This window comes from Nocardioides sp. (assembly GCF_014360585.1).
Classification (GTDB): domain Bacteria; phylum Actinomycetota; class Actinomycetes; order Propionibacteriales; family Nocardioidaceae; genus Nocardioides.
The window spans coordinates 20167-35774 of sequence record NZ_JACIXG010000015.1 but is presented as its reverse complement, the minus strand read 5'-3'; the positions used below and the strand labels follow the sequence as shown (position 1 = coordinate 35774).

The window sequence follows — 15608 nt, the reverse complement described above, 5'->3', positions numbered from 1 at the left end:
CGTGTCCAGGCCCTGCTCCCCCAGCCCGAGCTTGTCGGGCCTTCCCAGTTTGAATGATGTGACCGGATCCTTCGCTGAAGGAAACGTAATCATCACGTTATCGTCGCGTGACCTCGTTGCGGGCCAATACCGAGAATTGAGGATTCATAGAATCTCGAGGTCGTCCACAACCTACAATGCGGGACACGTTGTCCCAGGTCATCCCCAAACTTGGGGCTCTGTAGAACATGTTCCCAGTCTGCTTCTATCGCCGCCCAGAATAGACATACCCCCAGGGAGATCTGGCGAGGTTTCGAGACGACCGGACGGCGCGGGAGACATGGCAGGATCGACCGTAGGACTCAGGGTCGCGGTATCGGCGGACGAGACGATGACCCTCGACGCGGTGAGAGTCGCGCTCGACGAGCGCGGCATCACGGTGACGGCGACCACCGCGACCGACGCGGACCCGGTCGCACTCCTCCACGGTGACCCCGCCACCTGGCTGATGGTCACCGACCTCGACCGCTGGAGCCAGCTGGACCAGGTGTGCGCCCTGGTGCGCGGCGTACGCCTGCCGGGAGTCGTGCTCACCACCGCGCCGCGGGGTGGGCTGTGGGGTGCGCTGCTCGAGGCCGGCGCGGTCACGGTGCTGGCCGCCGAAGCCGACTCCGACGCCATCGAAGGCGCGCTTCACGACGCGGCGGAGGGCCGCCCGGGGCAGTCGCCGGCACAGATCGAGGGGCTGCTGACGCAGTGGCGCCTGATGCGCGACGCGAGGGACCGGATGAGCCGTCTCGTCGCCTCCCTGACGGTGCGCGAGCACGAGGTGCTCGACCTGCTCTACGAAGGGGCCACGGTCACTGAGATCGCGGCCCGCTTCGGCGTGGCCCAGGCGACGGTGCGCAGCCAGGTGAAGGCGATCCTGCGCAAGTTCGAGGTCGGCTCCCAGCTGGCCGCGGTGGCTGCGTACGACCGGTATCTGCGGCCGACTCGCGCCTAGGAGTTGAACCGTTGCTGGGCCTTCTCCAGACCCTCGGAGATCAGCGTCTCGATGGCGTCGGCGGCGGTGTCGACCACGAACGGCAGCACCTTGCGCTCGGTGCTGGAGAAGTTGGAGAGCACGAAATCGTGCACCTCCTGGCGTCCGGGCGGGCGGCCGATGCCGACGCGCACCCGGTGGAAGTCGCCGGTGCCCAAGGAGGACCGCATCGACTTGAGGCCGTTGTGGCCGTTGTCGCCACCGCCCAGCTTGACCCGCATCGTGTCGAAGGCGATGTCGAGCTCGTCGTGGATGGCGATGACGTGGTCGGGCGGGACCTTGTACAAGGTCGCGAGCGCCTTGACCGGCCCGCCGGACTCGTTCATGTAGGTCCGGGAACGGGCGAGCACGACGCGTGGGCCGGGCAGCCCCGGGCTGTGTCCATTTCTGGCACCCGGGAGCCGCCCTTCCACGACGTCAGCACGGCCGGACTTGTGGGCACGCCACTTGCTGCCCAGCCGGTTGGCCAGCTCGTCGGTGACGAGGTAGCCGATGTTGTGACGGTGCCCGGCGTACGTCGGCCCGGGGTTGCCCAGGCCGACGACAAGCCAGACGCCGTCGGTCACAGAGTCCGAGGTCACTCGGAGTCGGCGGCCTCGGCCTCAGCGGCCTCGCCCTCAGCGGCCTCGCCGTCGGCGGGCTCCTCGTTGACCTTGGCCTCGGTGATGTTGACGACCAGGGCCTCCGGGTCGGTGACCAGGGTGGTGCCCTTCGGCAGCTCGACGGCACCGGCGAGGATCTGCGTGCCGGCCTCGAGGCCCTCGACGCTGATCTCGATGCTCTCCGGAACGTGGGTGGCCTCGGTCTCGACCGTCAGGGTGTTGGCGTCGGTGACGACCATGGTGCCGGAGATCGCGTCGCCCACGACGTGGACGGTGATGTCGACGGTGACCTTCTCGCCGGCCCGGACGGCGACGAAGTCGACGTGCTCGATGACGCGGCGGACGTCGTCGACCTGGACCTGCTTGGTCATGGCGAGCTGGATCTTGCCCTCGATGTCGAGCTCCAGCAGCGCGTTCGCACCGTGGTTCTTGAGCGCCATCATGGTGGCGTGGCCCGGCAGGCTCAGGTGGATCGGGTCGGCGCCGTGGCCGTAGACGACCGCCGGAATCTTGTTCTCACGGCGGATGCGGCGAGCGGCACCCTTGCCGAACTCGGTGCGCTTCTCGGCGACGATCTTCTCGCTGGACATGCGGTGAACTCCTCGATGAGTGGTGCTGGCGTCATGGCGCCCGGCAGGTCCAACGAAGGCCGTGCGACGAAGGCACGGCGTCTCATGAGGAGACGTCCGCCTTGTCGATCACGGAGCGCGAGGCGCTCCCTCGCCGAGGCAACTGCCACAGCCTATCCCCGGATCACGCTCACAGCGAAATGCTCGCGCGTGCTGACCTGCGAGGACGTACGTTGGCGGTCGTGTCCCTCACTCTCGACGAGGCCCGCGCCCGGGCCGGCGTGCTCAGCTCGGTCTCCTACTCCCTCGATCTCGACCTCACCGGCGCAGAGACATTCCGAAGTCTCACCCGGGTCCGGTTCAGCTCCGCGGTAGCCGAGACGTTCCTGGAGCTGAAGGGCGCGCTCACGGTGTCGTTGCTCGTCAACGGGGCGGCGGTCGAGGCTGCGTACGACGGTGGGCGGCTGCGCCTGACCGGGCTGTTGACCGAGGCGGTCAACGACGTCGAGGTGGCCGCGACGCTGCCCTACACGACCGACGGCGACGGGATGCACACGTTCACCGACCCCGCAGACGGGTCGCGCTACGTGTCCGCCTACCTGGGCATGGACAACGCTGCCAAGGTCTTCGCCTGCTTCGACCAGAACGATCTGAAGGCGACGTTCGCGGTCTCGGTGAGCGCCGACCCGGCCGACACCGTTCTCGCCAACGGAGCCGTCGTCTCGCACGACGCCGGCCGCTGGGTCTTCGCGACCACTCCCCCGATCCCGCCGGCGCTGCTGGTGGTCGCGGCCGGGCCGTGGCACTCGGTGCGGTGGACCGCCGAGCTCGACTCCGGGACGAGCCTCGGCTTCGGCTGGCACGCCCGGCGGTCGCTGGCGACCGAGCTGGACCGGGACGCGGCCGAGCTGCGGCGTACGTCTGAGGCGTGCTTCGCCCACTACGCCGACCTCATCGACGAGCCCTTCCCCTTCGACTCCTACGACCAGGTCTTCGTGCCCGGGCTCAACTGGGGTGCCCAGGAGATGCCGGGCTGCGTGACCTACCGCGACGAGCTGCTGCCGCGCGGCGCGATCACCGATACCCAGCGCGCGATCCGCGCGGTGATCATCGCCCACGAGATGTCGCACATGTGGTTCGGCGACTCGATGACCATGACCTGGTGGGAGGACACCTGGCTGCAGGAGTCGTTCGCCGACTACATGGGCTACCGGGTCGCGGAGGCGGGGGCGGGCTTCTCCGACCTTCGGGTCGAGGTGGAGATCGGCAGCAAGCCATGGGGCTACCGCGCCGACGCACGGCGTTCGACCCATCCGGTCGCTCCGCTCGCCGATGACGTACCCGACGTGGACACTGCCGCCACCATCTTCGACGGCATCTCCTACGCCAAGGGCGGGGCCTGCCTGGTGCAGCTCGCGTTCTGGCTCGGCGACGAGGAGTTCATGGCCGGGGTCAACCGCCACCTGACCCGCTTCCGCTTCGCGAACGCGACCTTGGCCGACTTCGTCGAGTCGCTCGAGGCGAGCTCGACGAAGGACGTACGCGGCTGGGTCGAGGCCTGGCTCCGGCGACCCGGCTTCGACACGGTGGTGGCGCGACGCGAGGGTGACGTGCCCGTGCTGGAGCGCGACGGGAGCCGGCCGAACGCCTTCACCGTGGCCGCCTACGACTCCGCGCTCCGGCTCGTCGGGCGCAGGCGGGTCGAGCTGGGGGCCGAGCCGCTGTCGCTGCCGGAGTTCGCCGGTCTCGCGGTCGTGCCCAACGCCGGCGGCGAGACCTTCGCCGCGTTGCGGTTCGACCCCGCATCGTGGGAGACGCTCTCCGGCGGGCTGTCCCGGATCGAGGACCCGCTCGTACGTGCTGTGCTCTGGTCCTCCACCGCCCTCCAGGTGCGCTCGCGCGACCTCTCGGCCGACGACTACCTCGACCTGGTCGAGGCACACCTGCCCGCAGAGACCCGCGCCGACATCATCGAGGGCGTGCTCTCAGCGGCTCGGTCCGTGGTGATCCCGCAACGGGTGCCGGCCTCGCAGGCCGCCGGGGCGGTGGCCCGGGTCGCCGCCGCGGCCGCCGCGGGCCTGGCGGCCTCCGGGGAAGACGAGCAGCGCGCCCTGGCCTGGGCCGCGACCCTGGCCGCGACCAGCGCCGACGCCGAGATGCTGCGCGGCTGGCTGGACACCGATCGGATCGCGGCCGGCGTCCCGCTGCTGCCGACGACTCGCTGGGAGGCGGTTGTACGCCTCGCCTCCCTCGGTGAGGCCGACGCGCGTCTCATCGCCACCGAGCGCGACCGCGACGGCACCGCCGAGGGAGACCTCGGAGCGGCCCGCGCCCTCGCCGCGCGCCCATCGACGATCGCGAAGGATGCCGCCTGGGAGGCGATGCTCGCTCCCGGCGTCGACAACCGTCGTTTCGGCGCGCTGGCGTCGGGCATGTGGATCCCCGAGCAGACCCACCTGCTTCGTCCCTACGTCGCCGACTATCTCGCCGAGGCCCCGGCCCTCGTCTCGCGCGGTCAGGCCTTCGCCATCGAGGTCGGGCACGCGTTTCCGCGCATCGCTCTCGATGCTGCTCAGCTCGACGCGCTGCGCGCCGCCCTGGCCGGCGACGTACCGACGATCCTGCGGCGGTCCTGGGAGGACCACCTCGACGACCGCGAGTAGCGCCCACTAGCCTCTTGTCGCCCTCGATCCCCCACCCTCTGAGGACGGCCATGAAGAAGTCGCGCATCTGGCTCGGCGTCGGGATCGCGTTCGTCGTGCTCGTCGTCGCCGTGGCCGGCTCCGGTTGGTATCTCGCCCACCGCCTCGATCGTCAGGTGCAGACCGTCGATGTCTTCTCCGGCCTCGAGGAGCGTCCGGAGCCGGCGAGCGACGCGGCCGCGGGGGCGATGAACATCCTGCTGCTCGGCACCGACGGGCGCACCGGCGGCAAGTCGACCACCGGCAGCGGGGCGACAGGGTCGTGGACGCCCGGTGAGCAGCGGGCGGACACGATGATGCTCCTCCATCTCAGCGCGGACCGCCGCTCGGCCTCGGTCGTCTCGATCCCCCGGGACTCCTGGGTGCGGATCCCCGGCCACGGCAAGGCCAAGGTCAACGCCGCCTTCTCCCAGGGCGGGCCGCGACTCAGCGTGCAGACGGTCGAGAAGCTCACCGGCGTACGCATCGACCATGTCGCCTGGGTCGACTGGGCCGGCTTCGAGGAGATCGGCGACCTGCTGGGCGGCGTCGAGGTCTACGTCCCCGAGACCGTCCACGACTCGGCGCGCGACCACACCTGGACCAAGGGCACCCACCTGCTCAGCGGCGAGGAGGCTCTGCTCTACGTCCGCCAGCGCTACGGCCTCCCCGGCGGAGACCTGGACCGGGTCAAGCGCCAGCAGTACGTCCTCCGCTCCATCCTCCGCGGCCTGCGGCAGAGCGTCGACCCGAAGAACCCCAAGAAGGCCTACGACCTCCTCGACATCATCACCCGCCACCTCACCGTTGACTCCGGCTTCTCGGGCGGTGATCTCCGTAGCCTGGCCCTCGACCTGGCCCGAATGTCCTCTTCGGATCTGACGTTCTTCACCGCCCCTGTGGCGGGGCTGGGCAAAGAGGGCGCGCAGAGCGTCGTTCACCTCGATGCTCGCAAGGGCCGGCGTCTTTGGGCTGCGATGCGCGAGGACGAGATGGGTGTGTGGCTGGCTGCGAACCCCGAGGTCGTGACCGGCGGGACGGTCAGCTGAGGGTTTCGGGGCTGATCGGCGGCGGGGATTGGCGCAGCGGATTCAATCCGGCACGGGCTTGGGAGTGGTGGCCGGTGTGCTGCTGGGGCAAGGGGCATAGGTCGTCGGTGCCTACGCCAGTGGGCGACACCTTGTGAATCGATCACAAGGTGTCGCCTGATCTGGCGGACGACTCGTTCCCCACTCGTCCACACCGTTCCCCACTCTCACGGAGCTTCCCCATCTTCCGGAGCGTGGGGAAGTTGCGTTGGGATGGGGAGAGATCTGCACGAGTGGGGAAGTGCCGCCGGCTCGGGAGCATCAGGCCCGACGGGCGGTCAGGGTCCGAGGAGTCATGGCCGCGGTGGGCGATGGAGGAGAGCGTGAGTGCTTTAACGCTTCTGAGAATGGGCTCGACGAAATCCGAGCGTTGACGCGATGCACCCAGGTCCACATCGATGACGCATGGCGCAAGCGGAGCCTGCCCTGGCCCAGGGCAGACGACCGTCTCCGCGCATAGGCGGATGACTTGGCGCGAGGCCGTGGCGGGTAGTCGCGACTTGCCGGTTTAGGGGCGGCGGGTGAACCGGACGGTGCCGTCGGGCAACCGCTCATGAACGTAGGCAGGGTTGTGCGCCAGACGGTGATGGTGCGGACATAGCAAGACCCCGTCCTTCAGGTCCGTCTTTCCGCCCGCGGCCCAGGCTTTGAAATGGTGGGCATCGCACCACTCCGGTGGCATGTCACACCCCTCGGCCTGGCAGCACTTCTGCTGCAACCGAAGCGCTTTGCGCTGGATCGGCACGAAGACCCTGCTGGCCCGGCCCATGTCCAGCACCTCACTGTCACCACCCAACACCCACGGGATGATCGTGGCGTTGCACGCCATCCGTCGGGCCTCAGCGGCGGTGATCGTGGTCCCGTTGGTCTCATCGAACCCCAACGTGGCGGTACCGAGCTCCTTGCGGAGCTCCTCGAGCGAGATCACCACGTTGACCACGGTCGCGTCACCACCATGGCGGGGCAGCGCATTCGGATCGATGGTCTCGATCAACCGCGCGAACCCCTGCCCCATCAACCGCTCCCACGGCGGCAACGGAGCACCCTTCTCCACGAGCTGCTGCTTACGCGGCTGGGCCCAGGCCTCGACCTGCTTCTTGAACCGCATCCCGATCGATGTCGGGAGAACCCCTTCGAACCCGACGGTTCCATCGCCGTTGTCCCACACCCGTAGCGCCGTCTTCTGCTGGGCACGTTCCTCTTCAGCGAGGAGGGCTTTGGCTTCTGCTTCCTCAAACCGGGCGGGGTCGACCTCGACCAGGATCCGCTTGCCGATGATCCGAAGTTCCTTGGGCGTGAACTGGGTGGCGTACTCGACCAGCAGCTTCTCAGCCAAGACCAGATGCTCGGCGGTGGCCAACGGGTCAGCCTCGACCCTGTCCAAGGCGCGGGTGATGATCCGGGCTTTCTCTTGAGAGACGACGCCCTCAGCGAGGCCGGCAGCGACCAACTCGTACTTCGCCACTCCCGCAGCGAGCTTGATCTGCGACCGCGCGACACCTTTGTCGACGAGCAGTTCGGCGCGCATCCACGCCGAGGCGTCCTTGTCGCCGGTCTCTTCCGCGATGTCCCCTGAGGCAGCGAGCACTCGCAGCGTCAACGCGGCCTGCTGGGCTTGGAGCTTCTCCACCTTCGCGAGGTAGTCCTTCTTCTGGCTGGTGCGCCAGTAGATCGGGTCCATCGCAAGGAGCTCTTCAAGGGAGGTTTCGATGGCAGCAAGAGCCGACGAGACGAGGTCTCCAGGGCTGGTGCCCCAGTGGTCGATGCTCATGGCTGTCACCTCCCTTCAAAGGCGCGTCGTAGTGCCTCCGATTCTACCTCCTCCACACCTCCTTGGACACCTATCTGCGCAGGTCAAACCTACTTTTCGCGGTGAGCGAACGGTGGCGAACCTGTGGATGGTAAGTGGCCCGAAGGGCCACCCCTTCCACCCCACGCGCGTCACCGTTCCGAGGCATGAATGCGCTGCGCCACACCCGGGCCGCCGCCCCGATAGCCAGCCAAATCTTTTCTCGACATGGTCCGGTGTCCAGGACCGCGTAGCGGCCGGCGTAGCCGGCGGCCGTAGGCCGTCCTTGACTCCGGGGCATGTCGAGAACACTCTCGAAGAAGGGTCGGCGGCCCACACCGACCTTCGAGCGAAAGGTCTCCGGCAGGGAGGTCTCGACAAACTCGACCACCGGGAGCTAGCCGTTCCGACAGGGAGCCGTGTTGGTCTCGACACGCCTCCGCCTAGCGGCTCCGGCGGCTCGACCAGCGGGGCGGGGCCGACAAGCTCGACCACCGGGGCGGGGTGGTCTCGCCAATCTCAACTCCAGATCAACCCATAGTCACACCACAGCCTCGATGTACGACAAGCACAGCCAACCGCACGAGCGTGGTCGCCATGACGACACTCCTCGACCCCCAGGCGACCAGCCGGCCGACGCCGGTGCCGCAACGATCCTGGCGCCCGACCCCTGAACGGGCATCCCTCATCATTCTGCTCGCCCTGACTGGTCTGGCGTATCTGTGGACGCTGTCGGAGTCGGGCTTCGCCAATCAGTACTACTCCGCAGCCGCCCAGGCCGGCGGCGAGAGCTGGGAGGCATGGGTATTCGGGGCGCTTGACGCGAGCGGCTCGATCACTGTCGACAAGCCACCCGCCTCGCTGTGGGTGATGGGCCTGTCCGTACGCATCTTCGGGCTCTCCTCGTGGAGCATCCTGGCTCCGCAGGCGCTGATGGGTGTGGGCACCGTGTGGCTCGTCTTCGCGATGGTGAAGAAGGTCGCACCGTGGCAGGCGGCGATCGTGGCAGGGGCGCTCACGGCGCTGACCCCGGCGGCGGCACTGATGTTCCGGTTCAACAACCCGGACGCGCTGCTGCTCCTGCTCCTGGTGGGTGCCGGGTTCTCGACGCTGAAGGCGATCGAGACGGGCAGGGGCCGATGGATGGTGCTGGCCGGTGTGCTGCTCGGCTTCGGCTTCCTGACCAAGATGCTGCAGGCGTTCCTGATCGTTCCGGCGATCGCGGTCGTCTACCTGGTCACCGGCAAGGGTTCCTTCGGAAGGAGGCTGACTCACGGCGTCGCCTGTGTCGCGGCCATGGTCGCGAGCGCGGGCTGGTACGTCGCGATCGTCGAGTTCCTCCCCGAGTCCGCGCGCCCCTACATCGACGGCTCGACCGGTAACTCGCTCCTCGAGCTGACCCTCGGCTACAACGGCGTCGGCCGGCTCAACGGCGGCGACTTCGGCGGCCTCGGCAACGCCGGCTTCTCCAGCGCTGCCGGGATCCTGCGCCTCTTCCAGGGCGTCTCCGGCGGCATGGTCTCCTGGCTGCTCCCGGCGGCCCTGCTCGCCCTCGTCGCCGGCCTCGTCGCGCTGCGCAAGGCGCCGCGAACCGACCTGACCCGTGCTGCCCTGATGCTCAGCGGCGCCACCATGCTCGTCACGGGGCTGGTCTTCTCCTTCATGGCGGGCATCTACCACGACTACTACGTGGTCGCGCTGGCTCCGTGGATCGCGATCACCGCGGTCGTCGGCACGGTGATCCTGTGGCGTGACCGCGACAACCTCGTCTCCCGGATCACCCTGGCGGTCGCGATGGCGGGCAGCGGCGTCTGGGGATGGGTGCTTCTCGGGCAGTCGGGTGAGCAGCCGTACGACGCGCTGCGCTGGCCCGTCCTCATCATCGCTCTCGGGGTCGCCGCCGGGTTCGTCTTCGCCGACAGGCTCACCCGCCGGGCCGCGGTCACGGTCCTCGCCGCGGCGGCCGTGGCCGTCGGCGTCGGGCCTGCTGCGTACGCCATCCAGACCATTGGCACTGCACACACCGGCTCGATCGTGACCGCCGGTCCTTATCAGAGCGGTGGCATGGGCGGGCCAGGCGGCGGGCGTGTCGCTCAGATGGGCGGGCCAGGGGGTCGGAACGGCACTCCGCCGGCCGGCCAGATGCTCGGCACCCAGGTGCCCGGCCCGCAGACAGACGGCCAGACAGACGGCCAGACCCGGCAGATGCCTAGGCGGGGCAACGGCGGTATGCCCGCGGGCGGTGCCGGCGGCCCGATGGGTGGCGGCCAGGTCGACGCCGAGCTCGCCGCGGCAGTCAGCACCAACGCCGCCAAGTACACCTGGGTGGCCGCGGCGATCGGCTCGCAGACCGCGGCAGGCCTCCAGCTCGAGACCGAGGAGCCCGTCATGGCGATCGGCGGCTTCAACGGCACCTCGAACAGCATCACCCTGGAGCAGTTCCAGCAGTACGTCGCCGACGGCGAGATCCACTACTTCATCTCCGGTGGCGGCATGGGCGGCAGAGGAGGCAGCAGCGACGAGACCTCCAGCGCCTCCGAGATCCGTGCCTGGGTGGAGGAGAACTTCACCCAGACCACGATCGGCGACGCCACGGTCTACGACCTGACGGAGGGCGCCTCGTGACCGCCGAGCAGATGTCGCCCGGCCCCGGGACGGTATCGACAACCCCGACCTCCGGGCGCGTCGGCACGGCGGTCGATCTGGTGATCCCGGTCTACAACGAGGAGCAGGGTCTGGAGGGGGCCGTCCGCCGGCTCGACGACTACCTCCGGCAGCTGCCCTACTCCACCACGATCACGATCGCCGACAACGCCAGCACCGACGCCACCTGGCAGATCGCCCGCCGGCTGGAGACCGAGCTCGGCCGCGTACGCGCGGTCCATCTGGACGAGAAGGGCCGTGGTCGAGCGCTCAAGGCTGCCTGGAGATCCTCGCAGGCAGAGGTGGTCGGCTACATGGACGTCGACCTCTCCACCGACCTACGGGCCCTGCCGCCCCTGCTCGCCCCGCTCCTGTCCGGACACTCCGACCTGTCGATCGGCACCCGGCTGGCGAGAGGCAGCCGGATCGTGAGAGGCCCGAAGCGGGACTTCCTGTCCAAGGGTTACAACCTGCTGCTGCGGGGAGTCCTGTCCGCGGAGTTCACCGATGCCCAGTGCGGCTTCAAGGCGATCCGGCGCGACGTCGCGGAGAAGCTGCTCCCGCTGATCGACGACGACAGCTGGTTCTTCGACACCGAGCTGCTGGTCATCGCCTCCGAGGCCGGACTGCGCATCCACGAGGTGCCGGTGGACTGGGTCGACGACACCGACTCGCGCGTCGACATCGTCACGACGATCAAGGAGGACCTCGACGGGATCAGACGACTCCTGTTCGGGCTGGTCAGCGGGCGGATCGACCTCAGCGGCGTACGTCCTCCCGGGCCCGTCCGGAGCCCGAGCCTGGCGGCGCAGGTGATCCGGTTCGGCGCGGTCGGGGTGATGAGCACACTGGCGTACCTCGTCCTCTATGTGCTGCTCCGCACCGCCGTCGGCGCCCAGGCGGCCAACCTCGTCGCGCTCTTGGTGACCGCGATCGGCAACACCGCTGCCAACCGTCGACTGACCTTCGGGATCACCGCGCGACAGGGTGCGGTGAAGCACCACGTCGCCGGGCTGGCCGCCTTCGGGGTCGGGCTGGTACTGACCTCGGGATCGCTCGCGCTCCTCCACCTGGCCGCACCGATCCCGGCCCGCGGAATCGAGGTGGCGGTGCTGGTGGCCGCCAACGCCGCGGCCACGCTGATCCGCTTCATTGCGCTCAGATGGGTGATGAGCCCTCGAGCGGGACGTACGCGAGCAGCTTCACGTCGGCCTCCTCGGTGAGCAGGACCTCGCACCAGGTCAGGCGGTGGGGTCGGTCGCACGCCAACGCAGCGGATCCTCCCCAGCCTCCTCGACGATATGAGCAGCAAGACCGACCGTCCGCCCGACCTGGAAGAACACCTCCGCAGCGCCATCAGGCAGCCCGCAGACCACGATGAATGCTGCGAGCGCCCCGTCGATGTTCGGCCGGCGACCGGCCAGGGAGGTGATCTCCGACAGCCGCGCCAAGACCGGCGCGGAGCCGTCGACGAGGGCGAGGCGAGCGAGGATCGCGTCGGCACGCGGGTCGCCGTCGGGATGCCGCCAGTGACCGAAGCCGGGAACAGGGCTGCCCGAGGAGCCCGCCGGGCCGTCCCGCAGCACGGCGAGCGCGGACGGCCCGATGCCGCCGTGCAGCCGACCCGAGAGCGCGGCGTAACCCGCCACTAGGCAGTCGTACGCCGAGGCCCGCGCCGAGGCGGCGACCCTGGCCGCCACCACCGAGGCGGCCAGGCCGTGGTCGATGAGCGCGACCAGTGCGGTGTTGAGCGTCGCCACCTCCCGCGGGCTGCCGGGACGCCCGGCGACCGCGGCGAAGATCGCCTCGGGCACCGGTCGGTCCGGTCGCCCAGCGGAGCCGAGCGCGACCGGCGCCGCGCCGAGCAGCCCCTTGGCGACGCCTGCAGCCGCGGCGGGGTCGACCCATTCGCTCTCGGACCCTGCCCACTGCGCGAGCGCGGGCAGCCGGCGGTGAAGCGGCAGCGCGGTCAGATGCGCCGGGGCGGAGACGACGACCTCAGGAGCCGGGCCGAGAACGAGATCGACGGCCTCCGCCAACGGCTCGTCGGCCAGGTCGGCCAGCGGTACGCCGCGCAGGAACAGCTCTCCCTCACGTACCTCGCTCACGCTCGAACGGACCGAACGCATCGGGAGCACGCCGAGCGGGGAGCCGGGGTGGTGACGGGTGCCGGCCAGCGCGTCGATCTCCGCCCGGTCGAACAGGCTCTCGCCGCCACTGCGCCGCCGGGTGAGCAGGCCTCGGCTGACATAGGTGTAGAGCGTCGTGCGCTTCACCCCGAGGCGCTGAGCCGCCTCCCGGGTCGTGATCCACTCCGTCACGACGACACTCTCGCTCACGGACCGGCTCCGGCGCCATGTCGACTCGATCGACATCGCGCCGCCCCGCCCCGCGGCGTCACGGTGGGTTCTCGACAAGCTCGACCACCGGGACCTCATCAAGGAGCGACGCCATGCTGCCGCTGACCGATCTGACCGACATCGAAGAGAGCTATCGGCTCTACGCCGTCGAGATGGCCACCTCGCCGTGCTACCAGGCCTGGGCGAGCAGCGTCGCCGACGACCCGGAGGTGCTCCGGCTGCTGAGCGACCTGCCCATCCTGAAGCAGCAGGCCAACCTCGTCTTCGCCGCGGCCCGCCATCACGGGCTGGAGCCCGGCCCCTACGATGATCTGCGGGCCCTGCTCCTCGGGCCCGAGTGGCCGGCCGTACGAGCGACGATCCTCACCCGCCGGACCCAGACCAACGAGGTCGCCCGGCTGACCGCACTGACCCCGGCGCTCGGGATGCTCGGCGACGGGCCGCTGGCTCTTGTCGAGCTCGGTGCCAGCGCCGGCCTGTGCCTCTACCCGGACCGCTACGACTACATCTGGGACGGCGCGGGTGAGCTCGGCGGATCAGGAGGTCCGACGCTCCGGGTCCCGACGACCGGCCCGGTCCCAGTGCCAACGGAGCCGCCGCGCATCACCGCTCGCATCGGGGTCGACCTCAACCCGCTCGACGTCACCGACGAGGAGGACATGAACTGGCTGCTCACCTTGATCTGGCCGGGTCATGACGAGCGTCGAGACCGTCTGGCTGCGGCGATCGAGGTGACCAGGGCAGAGCCGCCCCACCTCATCACCGGCGACATGCTCGACCGGCTGGACGGCGCGATCGAGCTCGCCGCTGCTTCGGGTGGCACCCCGGTGGTCCACCACAGCGCGGCAGCCGCGTACCTGGACGAGCGAGAGCGAGCCGAGCTGGACAAGCGCATGCGTACGTTGGTGGCGGCCGGCCGCTGCCACTGGATCAGCCTGGAAGGTCGGCGAGTGATCCCGTCCGTCGCGCCGGCAGAGAGCCGGCGAGATGCGGACCGTCACTTCTGTCTGGCGGTCGACGGGCGAGCGGTCGGCTGGTTCCAGGGCCACGGCGCGGCACTCGGATGGGCGCAGGCCGACGAGTAGGCGCCCAGTTCGGAAGCCGGCAGTGAGACCGTGAGGAAGACCACAGGTCTTGGACCGATACAACCGGACAACCCTGGTGTCCACGTGCTGATCTGCCCTACCGTTACCGACCGGTAACCAGCACGGTGGGGTTCCGGACCGGAGCCGGTCATGAATCGGTCACGCGCTGATCGGCTGACCGGGACGCCACCGTGCTGGACACTGAAGACACTGCGCAGCTAGACCCAAGGAGTCGAGGATGCTCATCGGAGTGACCCGAGAGACGAAGCCCGGCGAGACCCGGGTGGCGGCAACCCCCACGACCGTCAAACAGCTGACCGGTCTGGGCTACGACGTCGTCATCGAGGGTGGAGCCGGAGAGGCGTCCAGCTTCACCGACGAGGCGTACGCCGAATCCGGCGCCCGCATCGGCACGGCCGCCGACGCGTGGGGAGCGGATCTGGTCTTCCGGATCAACGCCCCCTCGGTCGGCGAGGTCGAGCTGCTGAAGAGCGGCGCCACGCTGGTCGCCCCGTTGGCGCCGGCGCAGAGCAGCGAGCTCCTCGACGCCCTGGCCGCCCGCAAGGTCGACGCGTTCGCGATGGACGCGGTGCCGCGCATCTCGCGGGCGCAGTCCATGGACATCCTCTCCAGCCAGGCCAACATCGCCGGCTACCGAGCCGTCGTCGAGGCCGCCCACCACTTTGGCCGCTTCTTCACCGGCCAGGTGACCGCGGCCGGCAAGGTCCCGCCGGCGAAGGTGCTCGTCGCCGGTGCTGGTGTGGCCGGTCTGGCTGCCATCGGTGCCGCGAGCTCGCTGGGCGCGATCGTGCGTGCGACGGACCCGCGTCCTGAGGTCGCCGACCAGGTGAAGTCGCTCGGCGGCGAATACCTGAAGGTCGAGGTCGAGGTCGAGAAGTCGACCGACGGCTACGCCAAGGCGACCTCGGAGGCCTACGACCAGCGTGCCGCGGAGATCTACTCCGAGCAGGCCCAGGACGTCGACATCATCGTGACCACCGCACTGATCCCGGGCCGTCCGGCGCCGAAGCTGATCACGGCGGCGGACGTGGCGAGCATGAAGCCGGGCTCGGTCATCGTCGACATGGCAGCCGCGATGGGCGGCAACGTCGAGGGCACGGTCAAGGACGAGGTCGTCACCACGCCCAACGGCGTCACGATCATCGGATACACCGACCTGCCCGCGCGCCTCCCGGCCCAGTCCAGCCAGCTCTACGGCACCAACCTGGTGAACCTGATGAAGCTGGTGACGCCTGAGAAGGACGGCGTGCTCGCCCTCGATCTCGAGGACCAGGTCCAGCGCGGCCTGACCGTCGTGCACGACGGTGGCGTGCTCTGGCCGCCTCCGCCTGTGCAGGTCTCGGCGGCTCCGGCCGCCGCGGCCCCCGCCGAGGTTGCGGTGAAGGAGGAGAAGAAGCCGCTCTCCGCCTCCGCCAAGCTCGCTCTGGTCGGCACCGGTGCGCTCGCCCTCTTCCTGCTCAACGCCGTCGCCCCGGCCGAGATCACCCGGCACTTCACGGTTCTGACGCTCTCGATCGTGATCGGGTTCTACGTGATCGGCCACGTGCACCACGCGCTGCACACGCCGCTCATGTCGGTGACCAACGCGATCTCCGGCATCGTCGTCGTGGGTGCTCTGCTCCAGCTCACCGTCGCTGACAACGTCGTTCTCGTGCTCGCGGGCGTCGCCACGCTGCTGGCGAGCATCAACATCTTCGGCGGCTTCGCCGTGACCCGTCGCATGCTCTCGATGTTCCGGAAGGCCTGATC

At 69.4% G+C, this 15608-nt stretch carries 11 protein-coding genes; 7 read left to right on the top strand and 4 right to left on the bottom strand.

The genetic code is table 11. The features are described from left to right. Nucleotides 1–370: 370 nt before the first annotated feature. On the top strand, nt 371–982 hold the full coding sequence (locus H5T77_RS07400) for a response regulator transcription factor (protein WP_292647071.1): 612 nt from the start codon (nt 371–373) through the stop codon (nt 980–982). On the opposite strand, the gene pth is transcribed toward H5T77_RS07400, so the two are convergent. Both pth and H5T77_RS07390 read right to left on the bottom strand, forming a co-directional pair. Next, a complete protein-coding gene (gene pth, locus H5T77_RS07395) occupies nt 979–1602 on the bottom strand; it encodes an aminoacyl-tRNA hydrolase (RefSeq protein ID WP_292647069.1) in 624 nt (207 codons plus the stop codon). The two genes, H5T77_RS07400 and pth, sit on opposite strands and share 4 nt — an antisense overlap. Beyond that, complete coding sequence (locus tag H5T77_RS07390; RefSeq protein WP_292647066.1) at nt 1599–2213, bottom strand: 50S ribosomal protein L25/general stress protein Ctc; 615 nt, start codon at nt 2211–2213, stop codon at nt 1599–1601. The genes pth and H5T77_RS07390 overlap by 4 nt, the downstream gene beginning before the upstream one ends. A 179-nt stretch (nt 2214–2392) precedes the next feature. Between H5T77_RS07390 and pepN the strand changes: the two genes are divergently transcribed. Beyond that, nucleotides 2393–4855, top strand: coding sequence for an aminopeptidase N (gene pepN, locus H5T77_RS07385; protein ID WP_292647063.1), 2463 nt, complete (start codon nt 2393–2395; stop codon nt 4853–4855). 50 nt (nt 4856–4905) lie between these two features. Then, entirely contained in the window at nt 4906–5922 is a 1017-nt protein-coding gene (locus H5T77_RS07380; protein ID WP_292647060.1) for an LCP family protein, read from the top strand. Between the two features lie 547 nt (nt 5923–6469). On the opposite strand, the gene H5T77_RS07375 is transcribed toward H5T77_RS07380, so the two are convergent. Then, a complete protein-coding gene (locus tag H5T77_RS07375) occupies nt 6470–7732 on the bottom strand; it encodes an HNH endonuclease signature motif containing protein (protein ID WP_292647058.1) in 1263 nt (420 codons plus the stop codon). Between the two features lie 615 nt (nt 7733–8347). Here H5T77_RS07375 and H5T77_RS07370 point away from each other — a divergent pair. Both H5T77_RS07370 and H5T77_RS07365 read left to right on the top strand, forming a co-directional pair. Continuing rightward, nucleotides 8348–10375, top strand: coding sequence for an ArnT family glycosyltransferase (locus H5T77_RS07370; protein ID WP_292647055.1), 2028 nt, complete (start codon nt 8348–8350; stop codon nt 10373–10375). Then, nucleotides 10372–11616 carry a glycosyltransferase gene (locus tag H5T77_RS07365; RefSeq protein ID WP_292647052.1) on the top strand — a complete coding sequence of 415 codons (1245 nt, stop codon included), beginning with the start codon at nt 10372–10374 and terminating at the stop codon, nt 11614–11616. Before H5T77_RS07370 ends, H5T77_RS07365 begins: the two co-directional genes overlap by 4 nt. An 18-nt stretch (nt 11617–11634) precedes the next feature. On the opposite strand, the gene H5T77_RS07360 is transcribed toward H5T77_RS07365, so the two are convergent. Then, nucleotides 11635–12732 carry a citrate synthase gene (locus tag H5T77_RS07360; protein WP_292647049.1) on the bottom strand — a complete coding sequence of 366 codons (1098 nt, stop codon included), beginning with the start codon at nt 12730–12732 and terminating at the stop codon, nt 11635–11637. A gap of 113 nt (nt 12733–12845) precedes the next feature. Between H5T77_RS07360 and H5T77_RS07355 the strand changes: the two genes are divergently transcribed. Continuing rightward, on the top strand, nt 12846–13838 hold the full coding sequence (locus tag H5T77_RS07355; RefSeq protein WP_292647046.1) for a DUF2332 domain-containing protein: 993 nt from the start codon (nt 12846–12848) through the stop codon (nt 13836–13838). A gap of 238 nt (nt 13839–14076) precedes the next feature. Continuing rightward, the gene (locus tag H5T77_RS07350; RefSeq protein WP_292647043.1) at nt 14077–15606 is read left to right on the top strand and encodes a Re/Si-specific NAD(P)(+) transhydrogenase subunit alpha; all 1530 of its coding nucleotides are present in this window, start codon (nt 14077–14079) and stop codon (nt 15604–15606) included. Nucleotides 15607–15608 lie beyond the last annotated feature (2 nt).

Bases quoted from the DNA above. Each gene is read 5' to 3' on its own strand.
- H5T77_RS07400 (WP_292647071.1), top strand. From the start codon at position 371: ATGACCCTCGACGCGGTGAGAGTCGCGCTCGACGAGCGCGGCATCACG.
- H5T77_RS07390 (WP_292647066.1), bottom strand. From the start codon at position 2,213: ATGTCCAGCGAGAAGATCGTCGCCGAGAAGCGCACCGAGTTCGGCAAG.
- pepN (WP_292647063.1), top strand. From the start codon at position 2,393: ATGCTCGCGCGTGCTGACCTGCGAGGACGTACGTTGGCGGTCGTGTCC.
- H5T77_RS07380 (WP_292647060.1), top strand. From the start codon at position 4,906: ATGAAGAAGTCGCGCATCTGGCTCGGCGTCGGGATCGCGTTCGTCGTG.
- H5T77_RS07375 (WP_292647058.1), bottom strand. From the start codon at position 7,732: ATGAGCATCGACCACTGGGGCACCAGCCCTGGAGACCTCGTCTCGTCG.
- H5T77_RS07370 (WP_292647055.1), top strand. From the start codon at position 8,348: ATGACGACACTCCTCGACCCCCAGGCGACCAGCCGGCCGACGCCGGTG.
- H5T77_RS07355 (WP_292647046.1), top strand. From the start codon at position 12,846: ATGCTGCCGCTGACCGATCTGACCGACATCGAAGAGAGCTATCGGCTC.
- H5T77_RS07350 (WP_292647043.1), top strand. From the start codon at position 14,077: ATGCTCATCGGAGTGACCCGAGAGACGAAGCCCGGCGAGACCCGGGTG.